The organism is Sphingomonas agri (assembly GCF_038148795.1).
GTDB classification, from domain to species: Bacteria; Pseudomonadota; Alphaproteobacteria; order Sphingomonadales; family Sphingomonadaceae; genus Sphingomicrobium; species Sphingomicrobium agri.
Genome location: NZ_JBAPEU010000001.1, coordinates 626,061 through 645,292 on the forward strand (window position 1 = coordinate 626,061; position 19,232 = coordinate 645,292).

Sequence of the window (19,232 nt, forward strand, 5' to 3'; positions counted from 1 at the left end):
CCACGGCTGCTGGTGGTCTCGGGGGCATTCAAAAGGCTGAGATGTTCAAGAAAATCCTGATCGCCAATCGCGGTGAGATTGCGTGCCGGGTCATCCGAACCGCACGCCGGATGGGCATCAAGACGGTCGCCGTCTACTCTGACGCGGACGCGCGCGCGCCGCACGTGAAGCTGGCCGACGAGAGCGTTCGCATCGGACCGCCGCCTGCCTCGGAATCCTACCTCAAGGCCGAGCTCATCATCGACGCGTGCAAGGCAACGGGCGCCGAAGCGGTTCATCCGGGCTACGGCTTTCTTTCAGAGCGCGAGAGTTTCGCAAAAGCCCTCGACAAAGCCGGCATCACCTTCATCGGGCCGCCCCCCAAGGCCATCGCGGCGATGGGCGACAAGATCGAATCGAAGAAGCTCGCCGCCAAGGCGGGCGTCAACGTCGTCCCAGGCTATCTCGGCGATATTGCGACCACCGACGAGGCGGTCCGGATCGCTGCTGACATCGGCTACCCTGTGATGATGAAGGCGTCGGCGGGCGGCGGCGGAAAGGGCATGCGCCTTGCCTGGTCCGAAAAAGACGTGCGCGAGGGCTTCGAGAGCGTGAAGCGGGAGGGCCTCAACAGCTTCGGGGACGATCGTGTCTTCATCGAGAAGTTCATCGAGGCGCCCCGGCACATCGAGATCCAAGTGCTCGGCGATAAGCACGGCAACATCCTCTACCTCAACGAACGCGAGTGTTCGATCCAGCGCCGCAACCAGAAAGTCGTGGAGGAAGCACCTTCACCATTCGTGTCCTCCGAGATGCGAAAGGCAATGGGGGAGCAGGCGGTCGCTCTCGCGCGGGCGGTCGGGTACCATTCCGCGGGCACGGTCGAGCTCATCGTCAACGGTGCCGATCCAAGCGGCAAGAGCTTCTACTTCCTCGAGATGAACACCCGCCTCCAGGTCGAGCACCCGGTGACGGAAGAGATTACCGGCCTTGATCTCGTCGAGCAGATGATCCGCGTTGCCGCCGGCGAGAAGCTCAAGTTCGACCAGGCCGACATCGGCATCAACGGCTGGTCCGTCGAAACCAGGGTCTATGCCGAAGATCCCTATCGCAGCTTTCTTCCGAGCACCGGACGGCTGGTGAGATACTGGCCGCCAAAGGAAGTGGGACCAAGGCCTCCCTTTGAAGCTGACGAGACGCGCAAGCCCAAGGGCGGATCAGCTTTGCCCACTGGAGAGGACCTCAGGGTAAGGGTTGACGACGGCGTCGCCGATGGCGGCGAGGTCAGCATGTTCTACGACCCGATGATTGCCAAGCTCGTTACCTGGGCACCAACGCGGCTCGAGGCAGTCGACGCCCAGATCGGGGCGCTCGACCAGTTCGTGATCGATGGCATCAGCGACAATGTCGACTTCCTGTCGGCCCTGATGCAGCACCCGCGCTTTCGATCGGGCGACATTACGACGGGCTTCATTGCCGACGAATATCCGGACGGATTTGCCGGAGCCCCCGCGGACGAGCAGCTGATCGAGGACCTGATTGCCATCGCCGGCATGGTCGCAGTCATCACCGACGAACGTGCCGCAGACATCAGCGACCAGCTGGGCGACAGGCTGCACTTTCCCTGCGAGCGCATCGTGAGGCTCGATGGCGCCGCGAGCCACCGCGTGCGCATCAAGCCCTACAAGGGGGGAACGATCGCAGTGATCGACGACCGCGACCTCGTCGATATCGTCGGACGCTGGACACCCGGGCAGCGGCTGTTGTCGGCCGTAATCGACGGCAGGCTGAGGACCGTCCAGGTGCGCCGCGTTGGACGCAACTGGGAGCTCCAGACCCGCGGCGCCACCCACAAGGTTCAGGTACTCTCTCCGCATGTCGCCGACCTTTCGCGGTACATGATAGAAAAGCCCGCACCCGACCTGTCGCGGCTGCTCCTCGCGCCCATGCCCGGTCTTCTGACCAAGCTCGACGTTGCAGTCGGCGACGCGGTCGAGCCAGGCCAGCCGGTCGCCGTCATGGAAGCAATGAAGATGGAAAACATCCTCCGCGCGCCCAAGGCGGCGAGGGTCAAGTCGACGCCTGCAAAAGCCGGTGACAGCCTTGCCGTCGATCAGGTGATCGTCGAATTCGAGTAGGCCTTGCGATCTAGGGCTGGCGCAGTTCGCTTCGCCTGAGCTTGCCGGTCGCGGTCTTGGGAAGCGCCTCAACGAACTCGATCTCGCGCGGATACTTATAGGGAGCGATCGCCTGCTTGGCGTGCGCCTGCAGTGCCGCGGCGAGCTCCTCCGATGCAGCGCTTCCTGCGGTGAGCACCACGAAGGCTTTGACCTTCTGCCCGCGCTCGGGACAGGGCGTTCCGATGACCGCGCACTCGGCAACCGCCGGATGGGAGAGCAGCGCATTTTCCACTTCAGGCGCACCGATATTGTAGCCGGAGCTCACGATCATGTCGTCGCTTCGAGCAAGATACCAATAATAACCGTCGCCGTCCGCGCGATAGGTGTCACCTGTCACGTTCCAGCCGTTGACGACATAGTCGCTCTGGCGGGGATCATCGAGGTACCGACAACCGGTCGGCCCCCTGATGGCCAGCCGTCCGACGCCTTTTTCCAAGGGCAGTCCGTCGTCGTCGAGGACGCATGCCGTATATCCAGGTACGGCTTTGCCGGTTGAGCCGGGCCGGATCTCGTCCCCCGCCGCAGAGACGAAGATGTGCATCATCTCGGTCGATCCGATGCCGTCGGTGATGGCGATGCCCGTGCGGTCCTTCCAGGCTCGCCAGCTCGCCTCGGGAAGGTGCTCGCCCGCAGAAATGCAGTAGCGAAGGGTCTTGAGAGCCTCGTCGAGAAGGGGCTGGGCCAGCATCGCCTTGTAGGCCGTCGGCGCGGTGCCGAGGTGGGTGACGCCAAACTTGGCCACCGCCTCCAGCAGCGCCGGGGGATTTGCCTGTTCAATCGTCGCGCTCGCCGCTCCGAACCGGAGCGGGAACATCGGCGTAATGCCCAGTCCGAAGGTGAAGGCCATCGGGGCACTGGTGAGGAAGACGTCGCCGGGCCCGGGCCCGACGAGATGTCTTGCGAACGTGTCGCACGGAGCAAGGATGTCGCGGTGAAAATGCACGCAGCCCTTGGGCACACCCGTCGTGCCGCTGGTAAATGCGACGAGCGCCGGATCGCTGCTCGCGGTCTCGAGCGCCCCAAGCGGCTGGAGCAACGCCGTGCGCGTCTCCAGCTCGCCTCGCCCGTAATCGCCGTCATATTTGATTACGTGTTTGACGAAGTGCGTCTGGTCGACCGCCTGCCGGAAGTCGCCGATAAAGCGGCTGTCCACGACCGCGTGCGAGATCTGTGCCCGTTCGATCACCGTCGCAATCTCGCCGGGCCGGAGCAGCGGCATGGTCGCGACGACGACACCGCCCGCCTTGAGGATAGCAAGCCAAGCGGCGAACATCGTAAAGCCGTTTGGACCGCGAAGCAGGACGCGGTTGCCGGGGAGGAGACCATGCTGCTCCACCAGCAGCCGGGCGATCCGGCCACTGAAGTCGTCGAGCTCGGCGTAGGTCCAGCGACCGTGATCGTTGATCACTGCAAGCGCTTCTGGAATGCCTCCCTTCAACAGTTCGGCAGCCGCGTTCAGTCGTTCGGGATATTGAAGTTCGGGCAAGTCGAAGCGAAATTCCGGCAACAGGTCCGGCGGCGGCAGTCTGTCACGCACGAAGGTGTCGTACGTCACTCATCCTCCACGACGGCCGTGGTTTCGATCTCGACCTTGGCGGCGCTTTCGACGAGCGCGCGTACTTCGACGAGTGCCATTGCCGGATAGTTCGGACCCATGATCTCTTTCCAGGCAGCACCGATCTCGTCGCGGGAGACCATATATTCGTGGCGGTCCGTCACGTAGCAGGTCATGCGCACGACATGCTGCGGTCCCGCGCCGTCCTGTGCGAGGATCTCGAGCGTGTTCATGAGTGCGCGCGCGAACTGGCCGTGGAGCGTGTAGTCGGGGAAGCTCTCGTGCTCGTCCCAGCCGACGACGCCGGCGGTGAAGATCATTCGTCCCTTTGCACTTACTCCATTCGAATAGCCTTTGGGGCGGGGCCAATTGGGCGGCTGCAAGATTTTCATGGTTGTTACCCCTTGAGCAGATCACGAGCGATGATCTGGCGCTGCACCTCGCTTGCGCCTTCGTAGATGCGAAGCGCGCGGATATCGCGGTACAGTTCCTCGACCTTCACTCCGCGAGTGACACCCGCACCTCCGTGCATCTGGACCGCAGCATCAATGACCTTCTGTGCCGATTCCGTCGCGTGAAGCTTGGCCATGGCCGCTGCACGGCGATGATCGGCGCCGCCCTTATCCTGCTGCCAGGCGGCCCGGTAAATGAGCAGTGCTGAGGCATCGACGGCGAGCGCCATGTCGGCAAGGGCGGCCTGCGTAACGGCATTGTCCGCAAGCGTAGCGTTTCCAAGACGGCGGTTTTTTGTCCGGTGGAGGGCCTCATCGAGCGCCCGGCGCGCCATGCCCAGCGCTGCCGCCCCGACCGTCACCCGAAAAAGGTTGAGCGTTTCCATGGCGATCCTGAAACCTTCGCCGGGCTCGCCGATGATCGCGTCAGCCGGGAGACGCACCTTGTCATAGCTGAGCCGCGCGAGGGGATGAGGAGCAATCACGTCGATGCGCTCGCTGACCCTCACCGCCCCGGAAGGAACGATATAGGCCGAGAGCCCGCGGGCACCCTCGGCCTCGCCCGTCCGGGCAAAGGTTACGTAGAAATCTGCAATGCCTCCGTTCGAGATGTAGGTCTTTTCTCCGACCAGCACCCATTCGTTGCCCTCGCGCATGGCCGATGTTTGCATGTTGGCTGCATCCGACCCGCATTCAGGTTCGGTCATGGCGAAGGCGGCGACCGCGTCACCGCTCGCGACCCTCGGTAACCACTCGCGTTTCTGCTCGACGGTTCCAAAAAGGCTGATTGCCCCCGATCCCAGGCCTTGCATTGCAAAAGCGAAGTCAGCGAGCGGATCATGGTAGGCGAGCGTTTCGCGAGCGATTGCGAGGCTGCGCACGTCAGGCCGTGCATCGCCATTCGCAACGCACAGTTTGAGAAAGCCCGCGCTGCCCAGTTCCTGTACCAGTAGGCGGGAGCTCGCGTCGACGTCGCCTTCCGTCGGCGGCATTTGGCGGCACCAGTCCTGCAGCCTCTCAGCCAGCTCCCGGTGCCGCGGTTCGAAGAAGGGCCACGAAAGAAAGCTCTTGTCGGCCATCAATCACCCTGGAACTCGGGCCTGCGCTTGTTCGCGAACGCCTCGTAGGCCCTGCGGAAGTCGTTCGTATCCATGCACCGCGCCTGCGCCCGAGCCTCCATCTCCAAGGCTTCATCGATGGTCGCGTTCCATTCGGCGTCCAGCTGCCGCTTGGTAACCGCATGCGCGATCGTGGGGCCCTTGGCGATCTCGTCGGCGAGCGCATAGACTTGCGCCTGCACGTCCTCGACCACCCGATTGTAGAAGCCCCAGCTCAATCCTTCCTCGCTTGTCATGTCACGGCCGGTGAACAGAAGCTCCGCGGCCCGGCCATGTCCGATCAGTCTTGGCAGGATTGCACATGCTCCCATGTCAGCCCCCGAGAGGCCTACGCGCGTGAACAGGAAGGCGGTCCTGCAGCCCGGCTGGCCAAAGCGGATGTCGCTTGCCATTGCGAGGATTGCGCCTGCACCGGCACAGACACCCTCGACGGCGGCGAGAATGGGCTGGGGACAGCAACGCATTGCACGCACGAGATCGCCGGTCATGCGCGTGAAGCGCAGCAGACCTTCGCAGTCCATCTTCGTCAGCGGGCCGATGATTTCATGGACATCGCCCCCGCTGCAAAAGTTGCCGCCCGCGCCGCGCATCACCACGACCTTGACGGAGCGCGCGTTTTTGAGCGCACGGAACATGTCGCGCAGCTCGTCGTAGCTCTCGAAAGTCAGGGGGTTCTTTCGTTCCGGCCGATTGAGCGTGACGGTCGCCACGCCTTTCTCGAACTTCCATTCGAAGTGCCTGGGCTGGAAACTCGCGGGGTCCCAGGTCACGCCGCGGTTCCTCCATCGATGGTGATTGCGGCCCCGTTGATGTCGCAGGAAAGCGGCAGGCAGAGCATGGCGATGACATTGCCGATCGCCTGCGGGTCGACCAGCCGCCCGCTCGCATTCATGTCGGTGATTGCCGAACGCGCCTCGCTTTCGCTGCGGCCGGTGATCTGGGACACGCGCGCGACGGAATGGTCGGTCATCGGCGTGTCGACATAGCCGGGACAGACGGCGTTCACGGTCAGCCTGGTCTTGGCATATTCGGCTGCGAGCGAACGCATGAGGCCAAGCACTCCATGCTTCGATGCCGCGTAATGAGCAGCGTAAGGCACGCCGCGAAGGCTTGCGACCGAGGCAACGAACACCAGCCTGCCGTTGTCGCTCGCAAGGAGGTCCCCCATCGCCCTTGAGGAGCATTCGAACGCCGCCGTGAGGTTGGTCCCGATGATCCGGTCCCAGCTTTCGCGGGTCATCTTGTGGAAGGGAGCGCTCTCCGCGATCCCGGCATTGACGATGAGAAGGTCGATCGGACCGTTCAGGGTGCGGGCCTCCTCGAACGCGTCCGCGACCTGCTGAGGGACAGTGACGTCGCACGCAATCGCAATGCCCGAATGACGTTCCGCTATTGCCTGGAGCGGCTCCAGACGGCGACCCAGCAGTGACAGCTTGGCCCCCGCGGCGCTGAGGTGGTCGGCCGCAGCTGCGCCGATACCCGTGCCTCCGCCGGTAATCAGCGCGTGACGACCGGCAAGCGGAGCCTGTGCCATGCTCTCCCCTCTCTCATTTAGAGCATTGGCCCAACCGACCTGAGGTGGCAAGGCGGCCCGCATGAAGGTTGCGATACTCGAGACCGGGCGGCCCCCCGGCGATCTTGCAGAAGAGTTCGGCGACTATCCGGACATGTTTTCGACCCTGCTTGGCCCAGCCTTCGAAATCGAGCGCTTCGACATTCAGGCGGGCCAGCTTCCGGCGGATCCCTCTGCGCACGAGACCTATCTCATCACCGGTTCGCCGGCGGGCGTCTATGATCCCTTTCCCTGGATCGGGCCGCTGCAGGAGTTCATCCGCTCGGCGCGGGAAAGGAAATTGGTCGGCATCTGCTTTGGACATCAGGTCATGGCCGAGGCCCTGGGCGGTCATGTCGAGAAGTCGGACAGGGGCTGGGGCGCGGGCCTGCACCGCTACGAGATCGTCCGCGAGGAGCCCTGGATGGACGGTGGGGGCTCCAGCATCGCGGCGCCGGCATCGCACCAGGACCAGGTCGTGATGCAGCCTCCAGCAACCGAGATCATCGCCCGCTCGTCCTTCACTCCCTATGCTGCGCTGGCCTGGTGCGATCGTCCCGCCATCTCCTTCCAATTCCACCCGGAATTCTCACCCGCCTTCGCCAGGGCACTGATCGAGAAGCGGTACGACATCGTGCCCGATCCCGAGACGGCGATCGCGTCGCTCGAGGCGCCCAACGACAATGAGCGCGTTGCCGGTTGGATAAGGCGCTTCTTGGAGGCATAGCGCTCCCAACTTCAAACTGGAGAGCTAGGACATGAAGACCCGCGCCGCCGTCGCTTTCGAGGCAAAGCAGCCGCTCGAGATCGTGGAGGTCGACCTCGACGGGCCCAAGACCGGTGAAGTGCTCGTGGAGATCATGGCGACGGGCATCTGCCATACGGACGCCTACACGCTCGATGGCTTCGACAGCGAAGGCATATTTCCCTCGATTCTGGGTCACGAAGGTGCGGGCATCGTCCGCGAGGTCGGCCCCGGGGTCACCAGCGTGAAGCCTGGCGACCACGTCATCCCGCTTTACACGCCGGAGTGCCGCCAGTGTAAATCGTGCCTTTCGGGCAAGACCAACCTTTGCACCGCTATCCGCGCAACCCAGGGCAAGGGCCTGATGCCCGACGGCACGAGCCGCTTCAGCTACAAGGGCGAGACCATCTATCATTATATGGGCTGCTCGACCTTTTCGAACTTCACCGTTCTTCCGGAAATCGCGGTCGCGAAGATTCGTGAAGACGCGCCCTTCAAGACGAGCTGCTACATCGGCTGCGGGGTGACCACCGGGGTGGGCGCTGTGGTCAAGACGGCAAAGGTCGAACCGGGCGCGAACGTCGTCGTGTTCGGACTTGGCGGGATTGGCCTCAATGTCATCCAGGGCGCGAGGCTGGTCGGCGCGAACAAGATCGTCGGCGTCGACATCAATCCCGACCGCGAGGAATGGGGCCGCAAGTTCGGCATGACCGACTTCATCGATGGCCGTGGCAAGGACCGGCAGGCGATCATCGAGGAAGTGCTGAAGATCACCGACGGCGGTGCTGACTATACCTTCGACGCGACCGGCAATGTCGAGGTCATGCGGACCGCTCTTGAATGCTGCCATCGCGGCTGGGGCACGAGCATCATCATCGGCGTTGCCGAAGCGGGCAAGGAGGTTGCGACGCGACCCTTCCAGCTGGTTACGGGCCGCAATTGGCGCGGCACGGCCTTTGGAGGGGCCAAGGGGCGCACCGACGTGCCCAAAATCGTCGACTGGTACATGGACGGGAAGATCGCCATCGATCCGATGATCACCCACACGCTGAAGCTTGACGACATCAACAAGGGCTTTGACCTCATGCACGCGGGCGAGAGCATCCGCTCGGTCGTGATCTACTAGGGGAGAGCGGAAAATGTTCAGCCACATCATGGTCGGCAGCAACGACATCGGGCGTTCAAAGCGTTTCTATGACGCGCTGTTCGAGGCGGTCGGGGCGAAGCCGGGGCGGGCAGACGAGAAGGGTGTCAACTATCTGCACCACGGCGCTCTTTTCATGGTGCGGCCGCCGCTGAACGGCGCAACTGCAACCAATGGAAATGGCTCGACCATCGGCTTTACGATCGACAGCCCGCAACAGGTGAAGGCGTGGCACGATGCGGGGGTCGCTGCCGGCGGGACGTCTATCGAAGATCCGCCAGGCGTTCGCCAGGGAAGCTTTGGTCCGCTCTATCTCGCTTATCTGCGCGACCCGGACGGCAACAAGCTGTGCGGACTCCACAGGATGCCGGCTGAATAAGGTGGAGATCGTTTCGGAGAACAAGTCTCACGGCGGGCGGCAGCTCGTCGTCAGGCATGCGTCGGCTGCGACCTCGACCGACATGACCTTTTCTATCTACCTGCCGCCAGGAGCGGGGTCTAACGAGAAGCTGCCGGTGATCTGGTACCTCTCGGGGCTCACCTGCACGTCCGCGAATGTCACCGAGAAAGGCGAATATCGCGCGGCCTGCGCTAAACTCGGCCTTATTTTTGTCGCACCTGATACGAGCCCGCGCGGCGAGCAAGTTCCCGACGTTGAAGCCTATGATTTCGGCAAGGGCGCCGGCTTCTACGTCGATGCAACGCAAGAGCCTTTCGCAAGGCATTACCGAATGTGGAGCTACATAACCGAGGAACTTCCAGCGCTGGTCGCGGCCGAGTTTCCAGGGGACATGAGCCGGCAGGGAATTACCGGCCACTCGATGGGCGGACACGGCGCTCTGACGATAGCACTCAGCCAGGCTGGCCGCTTTCGTTCGGTGTCGGCGTTCGCGCCGATCGTCGCTCCGAGCGAGGTGCCCTGGGGGCAGAAGGCGCTTGGAGGCTATCTGGGTGAGGACCGCTCAATCTGGCGCAAACATGACGCGGTTGCGCTCATCGAAGCCGGCGCGCGTCTTCCAGAACTACTCATCGACGTCGGTGATGCCGACCCGTTCATCGAAAAGGAGTTGCGACCCGAGCTCCTCGAGGGAGCATGCGCAAAGGCCGGGATCCAGCTCAATCTCCGGATCCAGCCGGGGTACGACCACAGTTATTTCTTCATCTCGACGTTCATGGCCGATCATCTGGCATGGCACGCGGAGAGGATGCGAAGGGAATAGTCGATGAGCCTCAGCCGCCGCGAATTCATCCAGGTCGCGGCGGCGATTGGAGCATCGGCGGCCTGGTGCGGACGAGCGAAGGCATCGCGCGTCCAATGGCATGAGCGAAGGGAGCTTTATCCGCAGGGTGTCGCTTCGGGCGACCCTGATTCGGGCAGTGTCATCCTGTGGACGCGGCGCCCGTTTGCGAAGGGCACTCGCCGTCGGCTGACCGTAGAGGTTGCAACGGACAAGGACTTCCGAGCAGTCGTGGCGCGCGCCCGGGCAACCGTTTCACCAGCGTCGGACTGGACGACGCGCGTCCTCGTCGGCGGTCTCGAGCCCTCGCGCATCTACTGGTACCGATTCACCGATGACGAGGGAAACGGCAGCCGCGTCGGCCGGACCATCACCGCGCCAACCGAGAGCGACGAGCGCCCGGTCAATTTCGCGTTCGTTAGCTGCCAGAGCGTCAACGAGGGGAAGCTCAACGCCTATCGAAGGATGATCTTCGAAGACGAGCGTGCAGACCCGCAGGATCAGCTGGCATTCGTTCTCCACCTCGGCGACTTCATTTACGAGGTGGTCGAATATCCGGACGAGGTGAAGACCCGATACGACCGCACCATCTACGAGGTCGCGCGGATTCCGGACGGCGGGAAGAACGGCAATCTTCATTACCCTCTGACGGTCGATGGCTACCGAGCGGTCTATCGAGGCTATCTTGCCGACCCCGACCTTGAGGATGCACGCGCGCGCTGGCCCTTCGTCAGCATGTGGGACAATCACGAATTCTCCTGGCAGGGATGGCAGAGCATCGTGAAGCCAGGCGATGCAGGACGTCCGGGTCAGAGCGTGAAAGTCGCGGCAAACCAGGCCTGGTTCGAATATATTCCAGCCCGGGTCAGAGCGCCCAGTGGCTCGCTCGACGTCTTCGGGCCGCCGCCCGTCAAGAATATCGCGATCGACAAATGGGACGAAAATGGTCTCGGGGTCGAACCCAACAACCTCGTCGCAATCAACAGCCTGATTGGCTACCGGGCGCTCCGCTACGGCCGGCACCTCGACCTCATCATCACCGACCAGCACAGCTATCGCAGCAAAGACCCGACCGACGACCCCTCACTTGCGAGCCTTGGCGGATCCGAGTTCAACGGCATGTTTCCAGAGGACGCGATGCAGATCCTCGACGGCGGCCGATCCTTCAACGGGGGCAATCCGCCAGCCGAACTGGTGTTCGGCGAGGTGCGCATTCCCAATCCCCAGAAAGCAGCCCCTGCGCAAACCATCCTCGGGGCGAGGCAGAAGGCCTGGTTCAAGGACAAGCTGAGGGCCTCGACGGCCACCTGGAAGATCTGGGCGAATTCGCTTGGCTGCCTCGACTGGCGCGCCGACCCGCAGAACCTTCCTGCCGGCCTTACCAAGCAGCAATGGCCGGGCGGCTATGCGAGCCTTGGCGGCGGCGATCACGGCAGTGCGTACGTCGAGCGGCGCGAAATTTACGACCTCGTGCGGGATTCAGGGATTGCGGGCTTTGCGATAGTCTCCGGCGATCGCCACAGCTTCTGGGCGGGCTATGCATCGGCAGAACTGCCGCCGGGCAAGTTCGAACCCGTAGGCCTCAGCTTCGTCGGCGCCTCGCTTGCAAGTCCGGGCGTGATGGAGGCCTATGAGCATCGACTACCAAGGGACCATCCGCTGCGCGCACTCTTCCTTGCCGACCGCCCGGGCGCCGGCAAACCGGACTGGACCTTCAACATGCTGCTGAAGCACGGCGTCCGCTCCTGCCTCGACTATGCTCGGAACTTCGACCTGAAGCGCGCCCAGCGCCTGTCGAATCCCGATCTTGCCCCGCACCTCGACTTCGTCGATTTGGGAGGGCACGGCTATGCAACGGTTCGGATCAGCGGTGATGAAATGCGAACGGAGTTCGTCTGTATTCCGCGGCCGATCGTGCGCAGCGATCGCCCGGACGGCGGTCCGCTCCGCTACCGCGTCGTGCATCGTGCGCCGATCTGGAATCCGGGCGAACGCCCCAGGCTTGTCCAGCAGATCCTCGAAGGAGATCCCGGCCTCTCGATCTGACTGGGGGGTTCCTGCATGAGTTCGGGCTGGTACTGGCAGGCCGCCTGCGCGGCGACCGGCCTTGCTTGCGGACTGCTGATCGGGATCGAACGCGGCTTCGACCTACGCGGACTTCGCGGCGGAACGCGCGTTGCGGGCGTGCGCACCTTCACGCTCGTCGGTCTGGTCGCGGCGCTTGCGGGGCTTGCCGGCCAGTTGCGCCAGCCGCTCGTTGCCGGGTCCCTCGTTGCAGCGACGGCCGCGGTTCTTGCGATCGGCTATGCACATCGGCCCGATCTCAAGCACAAGCCCGATGCAACGACGCCTGTCGCGGCGCTGGTGACCATCGGACTGGGATTCATCGCGGGGTTCGGAGACCCGGGATTCGCGATTGCCGGAGCAACAATCGTCACGCTCCTGCTGGCACTCAAGGCCGAGCTTCACGGCTTCCTTGAGAAGCTCGACGAGGCCGACGTCCAGGCACTCGCGCGCTATGCGGTCATCGCCGGCGCCGTGCTGCCGTTTCTTCCAAACGGCAACTACGGGCCCCTGGGGGCATGGAATCCGCAGCGGCTCTGGCTGGTTGTTGTGCTCGTTACCGGGTTTTCGTTCCTCGGCTACGTCGCCAACCGCATATTCGGTGAACGGCATGGGACCGTTGCGACCGCTCTTATCGGCGGCGCTTATAGCTCGACGGCGGTGACCCAGGCGCTCGCCCAGCGGCTCGGCAGTGAAGAGCAAAGCGGCGCCGAACCAGCAGGAATCGCGTTCGCGACGGCGGTCATGTACCTGCGCGTGCCGGTCCTCATCGCGATCTTCTCAACACGTGCCCTGATCCCTGTCCTCATTCTCCTGGCTCCAGCGATCATCGTCGCATGGGCCGCGGGCTTCTGGCTCTATCGCAAGGCGCCCAAACACCAGGGCCCCGCTCCTCCCGGCAACCCGATCGCCTTGCTTCCGGCCCTCGGTTTCGTCCTCTTCGTCGGAGTTGCAGCAGTTGCTGCGAGATGGGCCGAGGGCAGCTTCGGTCAGAGCGGCCTTGCCGTTCTCCTGCTGATCATCGGCAGCATGGACGTGGATGTTGCGATCGTCACTCTTGGCGGTCTTCCGGCGAGCTCGATCGGAGCGCTGCCTGCGGCGATGGCGATCGCGGGGACGATCATCATCAACATGGCGGTGAAGATCGGGATCACGTTCGTCTACGGGGGCCGCCGGGGGCTTCCAGCGGCGATCGCGATGGCGAGCAGCGTCGCCGCGCTCGCGGTCATGATCGGTCTTGCCTGGACCAGGCTCTAAAAGCTTGCGCGGTACGACTGCCCTTTGCCTACGGCGGAATAGCAATATAGCGCTACCACCGAAATGACCGACCGTATCTCGACACTCGTGATGTTCGGCGCGACCGGCGATCTTGCAAGGCGCATGCTGCTGCCATCGCTGTACGGCCTCGATTCCGACGGGTTGCTGCCGGACGGCCTGAGGATCATCGGCACCGCACGAAGCGAGCTCGACGATGCCGCCTTTCGCGAGCGGGCCGATGCGGCGCTCCAGGAATATCTGCCCGAGGGCTTTTACGCCGCGGGCATCGCGCAGCGTTTCCTCTCGCGCCTCCATTACGTGCCAATCGATATCAACGACCAGTCGAGTTTCGGGAAGCTCTCGGAAGCGATCGGCGACCCGTGTCGCGGCGTCGGGATATTCCTCTCGACCGCTCCTTCGCTGTTCAAGCCCGTCATCGACGGGCTCGAGGCTACCGGGCTTGCCTGTCCGACCGTCCGGATGGCGCTTGAAAAACCGCTCGGGACGGACCTTGAGTCCAGTCGCGAGATCAATGACGCGGTCGCCGCCGCCTTTCCCGAGGAGCGGACATTCCGGATCGACCATTATCTGGGCAAGGAGACCGTCCAGAACCTCATCGCGCTGAGGTTCGCCAACTCGATGTTCGAGCCGCTCTGGAACAGCACGCATATCGATCATGTGCAGATCACCGTCGCGGAGACGGTCGGGCTCGAGGGGCGCGCCGATTATTACGAAAGCGCCGGCGCACTTCGCGACATGGTCCAGAACCACATGCTCCAGCTCCTCGCGCTGGTGGCGATGGAGCCGCCGTCGGACTTCAATGCTGCTGCAGTCCGTGACGAGAAGGTGAAGGTCTTGCGGGCGCTCCGGCCGATCACTGCAGCTGACGCACCGCAGATGACTGTCACTGGACAATATACGCACGGCGCGATCGACGGCGCCCCGGTGCCGGGATATGCCGAAGAGGTCGGCCACGAGAGCCCGACCGAAACCTTTGTCGCGCTCAAGGTCCACATCGACAATTGGCGGTGGAAGGGTGTTCCCTTCTATCTGCGCACCGGCAAGCGCATGCCCGAGCGCGACACCGAGATCTTCATCCAGTTCAAGGACGTGCCTTATTCGATCTTCGCCTCGCGCGGAGCGACGACACGTCCCAACAAGCTGATTATCGGCCTTCAGCCGCAGGAAAGCATTGAACTTCGGCTGATGGCGAAGACCCCTGGACTTGACCGCCAGGGCGTCCGGCTTCGGGAGATCCCGCTCGACATCGGCCTTGCCAATGCGTTCAGCGAATACCGCCGCCGCATCGCCTACGAACGATTGCTGCTCGATCTTATCGAGGGAGATCCGACGCTCTTCGTCCGCCGCGACGAGGTCGAGGCGCAATGGGCCTGGATCGACCGTATCCGCGCGGCCTGGGCCGACCAGGCAACGGGTCCGCGTCCTTACCCGGCCGGAACATGGGGGCCGTCCGCGGCAATCGCGCTCACGGAGCGAGACGGCATCAGCTGGCACGAGTAAGGCGAGACCCATGGTTCTCGATTCCATTGTTGCGCGCGTTACCGACCGGGTGATCGAGCGGTCGAAGCCCACGAGGCGGCGCTACCTCGAGTTGATGGCTGATCAAAAAGAGCGGGGGATCGATCGCCCGCGCCTCAGCTGCGGCAATTTTGCGCACGGCTTTGCAGCAGCGGGGCAGGACAAGGACCTGATCAGCCGTCTCGCCGGGCCGAACATCGGCATCGTCACGGCCTACAACGACATGCTTTCGGCGCATCAGCCTTATGGGCGCTACCCCGAGCAGATGAAGATCTTCGCTCGGGAAGTTGGTGCGACCGCCCAGGTCGCCGGCGGCGTTCCTGCAATGTGCGACGGCGTGACGCAGGGCCAGCCGGGGATGGATCTGTCGCTGTTCAGCCGGGACGTGATTGCAATGGGAACTGCAATTGCGCTGAGCCACGGCATGTTCGATGCCGCGGCACTGCTGGGCATCTGCGACAAGATCGTTCCCGGCCTCCTCATCGGGGCGCTGCGGTTCGGCCATCTGCCGATGCTGCTGGTCCCTGGGGGCCCGATGCCGTCGGGCCTTCCCAACAAGGAGAAACAGCGGGTCCGGCAGCTCTACGCCGAGGGCAAGGCCGGACGGGAGGAATTACTCGAGGCCGAGAGCCGCTCATACCACGCGCCTGGCACCTGCACCTTCTACGGCACTGCCAACAGCAATCAGATGATGATGGAGATGATGGGCCTGCACGTGCCCAATGCTGCCTTCATCAATCCTGGAACCCCGCTCCGGCAGGCGCTGACCCGCGCCGCCGTGCACCGGCTTGCCGACCTCGCCAGGAAAGGTGAGCGGCCGCTTGCCGAGGTCGTGAACGAAAAGGCGATCGTGAACGCCATGGCGGGCCTCCTCGCAACGGGCGGCTCGACCAACCATTTCATCCACTTGCCGGCAATCGCCCGGTCTGCCGGCATCCAGATCGACTGGCAGGATTTTGCCGACTTGTCGTCGAGGGTGCCGCTCGTCGCGCGCGTCTATCCCAATGGATCGAAGGACGTGAACGATTTCCAGGACGCCGGAGGAATGGCGTTCGTCACCTACACGCTCGCGCGGCAGGGCCTCATCCATACCGATCAGCTGACGGCGGGCGCCGATTCGATGGAGGCGTGGATCGGCAATCCTGAACTTCACGGCGATGAACTGGTGTGGAGAAGCAGCGAGGAAAGCGCCGATATTGACATGCTGCGGCCTGCTTCTGACCCGTTCCAGCCCGACGGCGGGCTGCGGCTTGTGAAGGGCAATCTCGGGCGCGCAGTATTCAAGACCAGCGCCATCGACGAGGAGCGCTGGATCATCGAAGCGCCGGCGCGTTGCTTTTCCGACCAGAACGCGGTGCTCGAAGCGTTCAGTGCTGGAGAACTGGATCGCGATGTCACCGTGGTCGTCCGCTTCCAGGGCCCGCGCGCGAACGGAATGCCGGAACTCCACAAGCTGACCCCGACGCTCGGCGTCCTCCAAGACCGTGGGCACCGTGTCGCGCTCATCACCGACGGGCGGATGTCGGGCGCGAGCGGCAAAGTGCCGGCGGCCATCCATGTTTCGCCCGAAGCGCTGCCCGATGGACCGCTCGCCCGCGTTCGCGACGGGGACATGATCCGTCTGGACGCGCGGGCAGGAATCCTCGAGGCGCTGGGCGTCGATCTCGCCTCGCGGCCACCCTCCAATTCGCCGCCGCCCCCTTCAGGGACGGGACGCGAGCTGTTCGCGCTGATGCGCATGCATGTAAATGGGGCGGAGGCAGGCGCTTCAGCGATGATTGCAGCAATGGAAGCGGAGCAGCCGTCGGGGTTTGCCCAGGACGGCCGTTGAAACGGATCGCAGTCGCCGATATCGGCGGCACTCACGCCCGCTTTGCGCTTGCCGAAATCGACGGCGGGCGCGTCGCCTCGCTCAGCCCTCCGGTCACGCTCAAGACGGCGCAGCATGCGAGCTTCCAGCTCGCCTGGGAGGAATTCGGCAGGCGCACGGGTACCGACCTGCCCGCTGAACTTGCCATTGCCTTGGCTGGGCCCGTCCACGGTGACTTTCTCAAGCTGACCAACAATCCCTGGGTGATCCGGCCGGCTCTCATCGAGGAGCGTCTGGGCGTTGGCCGATACACGATCGTCAACGATTTCGGCGCTGTTGCTCATGCTGTGGCTTGCCTTGGCGACGAGCATTTCCGGCATATCTGCGGACCCGATGCCCCGCTGCCTCCTGCGGGGATCATTTCCATCGTCGGACCCGGCACCGGGTTGGGGGTTGCCGCGCTACTAAGGAAAGCCGGCCGGTATCACGTGATCGAGACCGAAGGCGGTCACGTCGATTTCGCGCCGCTCGACAGCCTCGAGGACCAGTTGCTTTTGCAGCTGCGCAAGAGTTTCAGGCGGGTCTCGGTCGAGCGGATCGCCTCGGGCCCGGGCTTGTGGAACATCTACCAGGCCCTCGGGGCGATCGAGGGACAAGGCCTTCAGTTTCACGACGAAGCGCAATTGTGGGGAGCAGCGCTCGCCGGCTCCGACAGTCTTGCCAACGCAGCCCTCGACCGCTTCTGCCTGACGCTTGGCGCCGTTGCCGGCGACATGGCACTGGCGCAGGGCGCCTCGGGCCTGGTCATTGCAGGCGGTGTCGGCGCGCGCGTTGCCGAGCATTTGCCGAGGTCCGGTTTTCGCGACCGTTTCGTCGCCAAGGGGCGCTTTGAACGCCGCATGGATGAAATTCCGGTGAAGCTCATCACCTATCCCGAACCGGGCCTGTTCGGCGCCGCCGCGGCATTCGCTAAGGAGCACGGATGACTATCGACGAAATCATGCATGCAGCCCCGGTCATTCCCGTTTTGATACTCGACCAGGATCGCGACTGGGCGGCGTTTGCCGAAACGTTCGTCGGGGCCGGTCTGCCGGTTCTGGAAGTGACTCTGAGGACGCCGCTTGCATTTCATGCGATACGCGAGATGGCACGCGTGCCCGGCACGATCGTCGGTGCCGGGACGGTTGTCAGCGAGCGCCAGCTCGGGGAGGCCATCGAGGCCGGCAGCAGCTTCATCGTTTCGCCTGGAATTACGGAGCTGCTCGGAAAAGCCGTGGTGCAGTCGGGCGTCCCCTATCTCCCGGGAATCGCGACCGCATCCGACATCATGCGCGGCCTCGATCTCGGGCTCGAGCGGTTCAAGTTCTTTCCGGCAGAAGCCTCGGGCGGCATCACCGCCCTCAAAGCGCTCGCAGGGCCTTTCGCCGGCAGCCGTTTCTGCCCAACTGGCGGCATCCGCCAGGAGACCGCAGCCGCCTGGCTTTCGCTTGATCCGGTTCTCTGTGTCGGGGGAACCTGGTTCGTAAAGCCCGGCGACAGCCTCGATGCGATCGCCGAGCGCGCCCGGGCTGCTGCCGAACTGAGAGGCTAAGTCACCGCATTGACGCCGCAAGAGGCGGGCATTGCGCGCGAGCCCTGGTCGTGGAACACCGTCGCTCTCGCGAGGGAGACCTTCAGCAATGTGTGACGAGTTCATCCATCCGGGCCTGGTCGAAGACACCCGAATCACGAGGCGCGCATTCGGCCTGATCGCCGCTGCTGCGGCGGGAGCTGCGCATGCGGCGCTGCCGAGCCCGGCAGTGACCGAGAAGGACGTGACGATCAGGACGCCTGACGGCACTGCCGATGCAGTGCTTTTCACCCCGAAAAAGTCAGGCCAGTTTCCGGCTGTCCTGATGTGGCCCGACATCATGGGACTCCGCCCGGCGTTCCGTGAAATGGGGCGCCGGCTCGCGGGGCAAGGCTATGTCGTTCTCGTTCCCAATCCCTTTTACCGGTCCAAGAAGGCCCCGGTCATGGCCGGGCCGATCGATTTCAATGACCCGGCAACACGCGAGGTGCTGACGGGCTACCGAAAGGCGATGAGCGATCAGGGGATCGACAAGGATGCCAGCGCCTACCTCGCCTTCCTCGACGCGCAGCCCAAGACGAGCAAGCGCGCAAAGGCCGGTGTCCAGGGCTATTGCATGGGCGGCACGCTTGCCTTTCGAACGGCTGCGGTCGTCGCCGGAAGGATCGGCGCGATCGGCAGTTTCCATGGCGGAAATGGGCTCGTGACCAAGGATCTGAACAGCCCGCACCTACTGATCCCGAAAACCGGTCCGGCGTCGATGTGGCTCGTGTTGCAGGCGCAGAACGACGACAAGCAGCAGCCGCAGGTGAAGGACGAGCTCAAGGCCGCTTTCGCGGCCGCCAGGCGCAAGGCTATTGTCGAGGTCTACCCCGCCAACCACGGCTGGTGCGTGCCCGGCAGCCAGGTCTACGACCAGGTACAAGCAGAGCGAGCTTGGAGTGCCCTGTTGCAGCTTTATCGGACTGCACTCACCTGAACGCGTCCGTGCAGTAACGCACCCTCGTCGCATCATTGCAGCTTTGCAAC

Annotated in this window: 17 protein-coding genes; 12 read left to right on the plus strand and 5 right to left on the minus strand. The window is 63.8% G+C overall.

All coding sequences use genetic code 11. The features are described 5' to 3' along the window. Nucleotides 1-41 precede the first annotated feature (41 nt). Nucleotides 42-2,117 (plus strand): ATP-binding protein, encoded by a 2,076-nt coding sequence (locus V8192_RS03155; protein ID WP_341631595.1) that lies wholly within the window; start codon nt 42-44, stop codon nt 2,115-2,117. 10 nt (nt 2,118-2,127) lie between these two features. Here V8192_RS03155 and V8192_RS03160 read toward each other — a convergent pair whose 3' ends face one another. Genes V8192_RS03160 through V8192_RS03180 form a run of 5 tightly spaced genes read right to left on the minus strand, consistent with a single transcriptional unit; the run spans nt 2,128 to nt 6,818 of the window. Further along, nucleotides 2,128-3,714, minus strand: a complete 1,587-nt coding sequence (locus V8192_RS03160; RefSeq protein ID WP_341631596.1) for an AMP-binding protein — start codon at nt 3,712-3,714, stop codon at nt 2,128-2,130. Next, nucleotides 3,711-4,106, minus strand: coding sequence for a RidA family protein (locus V8192_RS03165; protein WP_341631597.1), 396 nt, complete (start codon nt 4,104-4,106; stop codon nt 3,711-3,713). The genes V8192_RS03160 and V8192_RS03165 overlap by 4 nt, the downstream gene beginning before the upstream one ends. A gap of 5 nt (nt 4,107-4,111) precedes the next feature. Next, the gene (locus tag V8192_RS03170; RefSeq protein WP_341631598.1) at nt 4,112-5,245 is read right to left on the minus strand and encodes an acyl-CoA dehydrogenase family protein; all 1,134 of its coding nucleotides are present in this window, start codon (nt 5,243-5,245) and stop codon (nt 4,112-4,114) included. Next, on the minus strand, nt 5,245-6,054 hold the full coding sequence (locus V8192_RS03175; RefSeq protein ID WP_341631599.1) for an enoyl-CoA hydratase family protein: 810 nt from the start codon (nt 6,052-6,054) through the stop codon (nt 5,245-5,247). The genes V8192_RS03170 and V8192_RS03175 overlap by 1 nt, the downstream gene beginning before the upstream one ends. Then, complete coding sequence (locus tag V8192_RS03180; RefSeq protein WP_341631600.1) at nt 6,051-6,818, minus strand: SDR family NAD(P)-dependent oxidoreductase; 768 nt, start codon at nt 6,816-6,818, stop codon at nt 6,051-6,053. The genes V8192_RS03175 and V8192_RS03180 overlap by 4 nt, the downstream gene beginning before the upstream one ends. Before the next feature lie 61 nt (nt 6,819-6,879). Between V8192_RS03180 and V8192_RS03185 the strand changes: the two genes are divergently transcribed. The 11 genes from V8192_RS03185 to V8192_RS03235 all read left to right on the plus strand — a co-directional run bounded on the left by V8192_RS03185 (nt 6,880) and on the right by V8192_RS03235 (nt 19,182). Then, complete coding sequence (locus V8192_RS03185; RefSeq protein WP_341631601.1) at nt 6,880-7,563, plus strand: glutamine amidotransferase-related protein; 684 nt, start codon at nt 6,880-6,882, stop codon at nt 7,561-7,563. Nucleotides 7,564-7,594: 31 nt separating this feature from the next. Further along, the gene (locus V8192_RS03190) at nt 7,595-8,707 is read left to right on the plus strand and encodes an S-(hydroxymethyl)glutathione dehydrogenase/class III alcohol dehydrogenase (RefSeq protein WP_341631602.1); all 1,113 of its coding nucleotides are present in this window, start codon (nt 7,595-7,597) and stop codon (nt 8,705-8,707) included. A gap of 13 nt (nt 8,708-8,720) precedes the next feature. Next, complete coding sequence (locus tag V8192_RS03195; protein WP_341631603.1) at nt 8,721-9,104, plus strand: VOC family protein; 384 nt, start codon at nt 8,721-8,723, stop codon at nt 9,102-9,104. 1 nt (nt 9,105) lies between these two features. Further along, on the plus strand, nt 9,106-9,945 hold the full coding sequence (gene fghA, locus V8192_RS03200) for an S-formylglutathione hydrolase (RefSeq protein WP_341631604.1): 840 nt from the start codon (nt 9,106-9,108) through the stop codon (nt 9,943-9,945). A 3-nt stretch (nt 9,946-9,948) separates the two neighbouring features. Then, nucleotides 9,949-12,009 (plus strand): alkaline phosphatase D family protein, encoded by a 2,061-nt coding sequence (locus V8192_RS03205; protein ID WP_341631605.1) that lies wholly within the window; start codon nt 9,949-9,951, stop codon nt 12,007-12,009. Between the two features lie 15 nt (nt 12,010-12,024). Further along, nucleotides 12,025-13,284: an MgtC/SapB family protein gene (locus V8192_RS03210; protein ID WP_341631606.1), complete on the plus strand. Its 1,260-nt coding sequence runs from the start codon at nt 12,025-12,027 to the stop codon at nt 13,282-13,284. A 63-nt stretch (nt 13,285-13,347) separates the two neighbouring features. Further along, nucleotides 13,348-14,805, plus strand: a complete 1,458-nt coding sequence (gene zwf / locus V8192_RS03215; RefSeq protein ID WP_341631607.1) for a glucose-6-phosphate dehydrogenase — start codon at nt 13,348-13,350, stop codon at nt 14,803-14,805. A gap of 10 nt (nt 14,806-14,815) precedes the next feature. After that, nucleotides 14,816-16,654 carry a phosphogluconate dehydratase gene (edd, locus tag V8192_RS03220; protein ID WP_341631608.1) on the plus strand — a complete coding sequence of 613 codons (1,839 nt, stop codon included), beginning with the start codon at nt 14,816-14,818 and terminating at the stop codon, nt 16,652-16,654. Beyond that, nucleotides 16,651-17,619, plus strand: coding sequence for a glucokinase (gene glk / locus V8192_RS03225; RefSeq protein ID WP_373276310.1), 969 nt, complete (start codon nt 16,651-16,653; stop codon nt 17,617-17,619). Before edd ends, glk begins: the two co-directional genes overlap by 4 nt. Beyond that, nucleotides 17,616-18,224 (plus strand): bifunctional 4-hydroxy-2-oxoglutarate aldolase/2-dehydro-3-deoxy-phosphogluconate aldolase, encoded by a 609-nt coding sequence (gene eda / locus V8192_RS03230; protein WP_341631609.1) that lies wholly within the window; start codon nt 17,616-17,618, stop codon nt 18,222-18,224. The genes glk and eda overlap by 4 nt, the downstream gene beginning before the upstream one ends. A gap of 88 nt (nt 18,225-18,312) precedes the next feature. Beyond that, nucleotides 18,313-19,182, plus strand: coding sequence for a dienelactone hydrolase family protein (locus tag V8192_RS03235; RefSeq protein WP_341631610.1), 870 nt, complete (start codon nt 18,313-18,315; stop codon nt 19,180-19,182). Nucleotides 19,183-19,232: the final 50 nt, after the last annotated feature.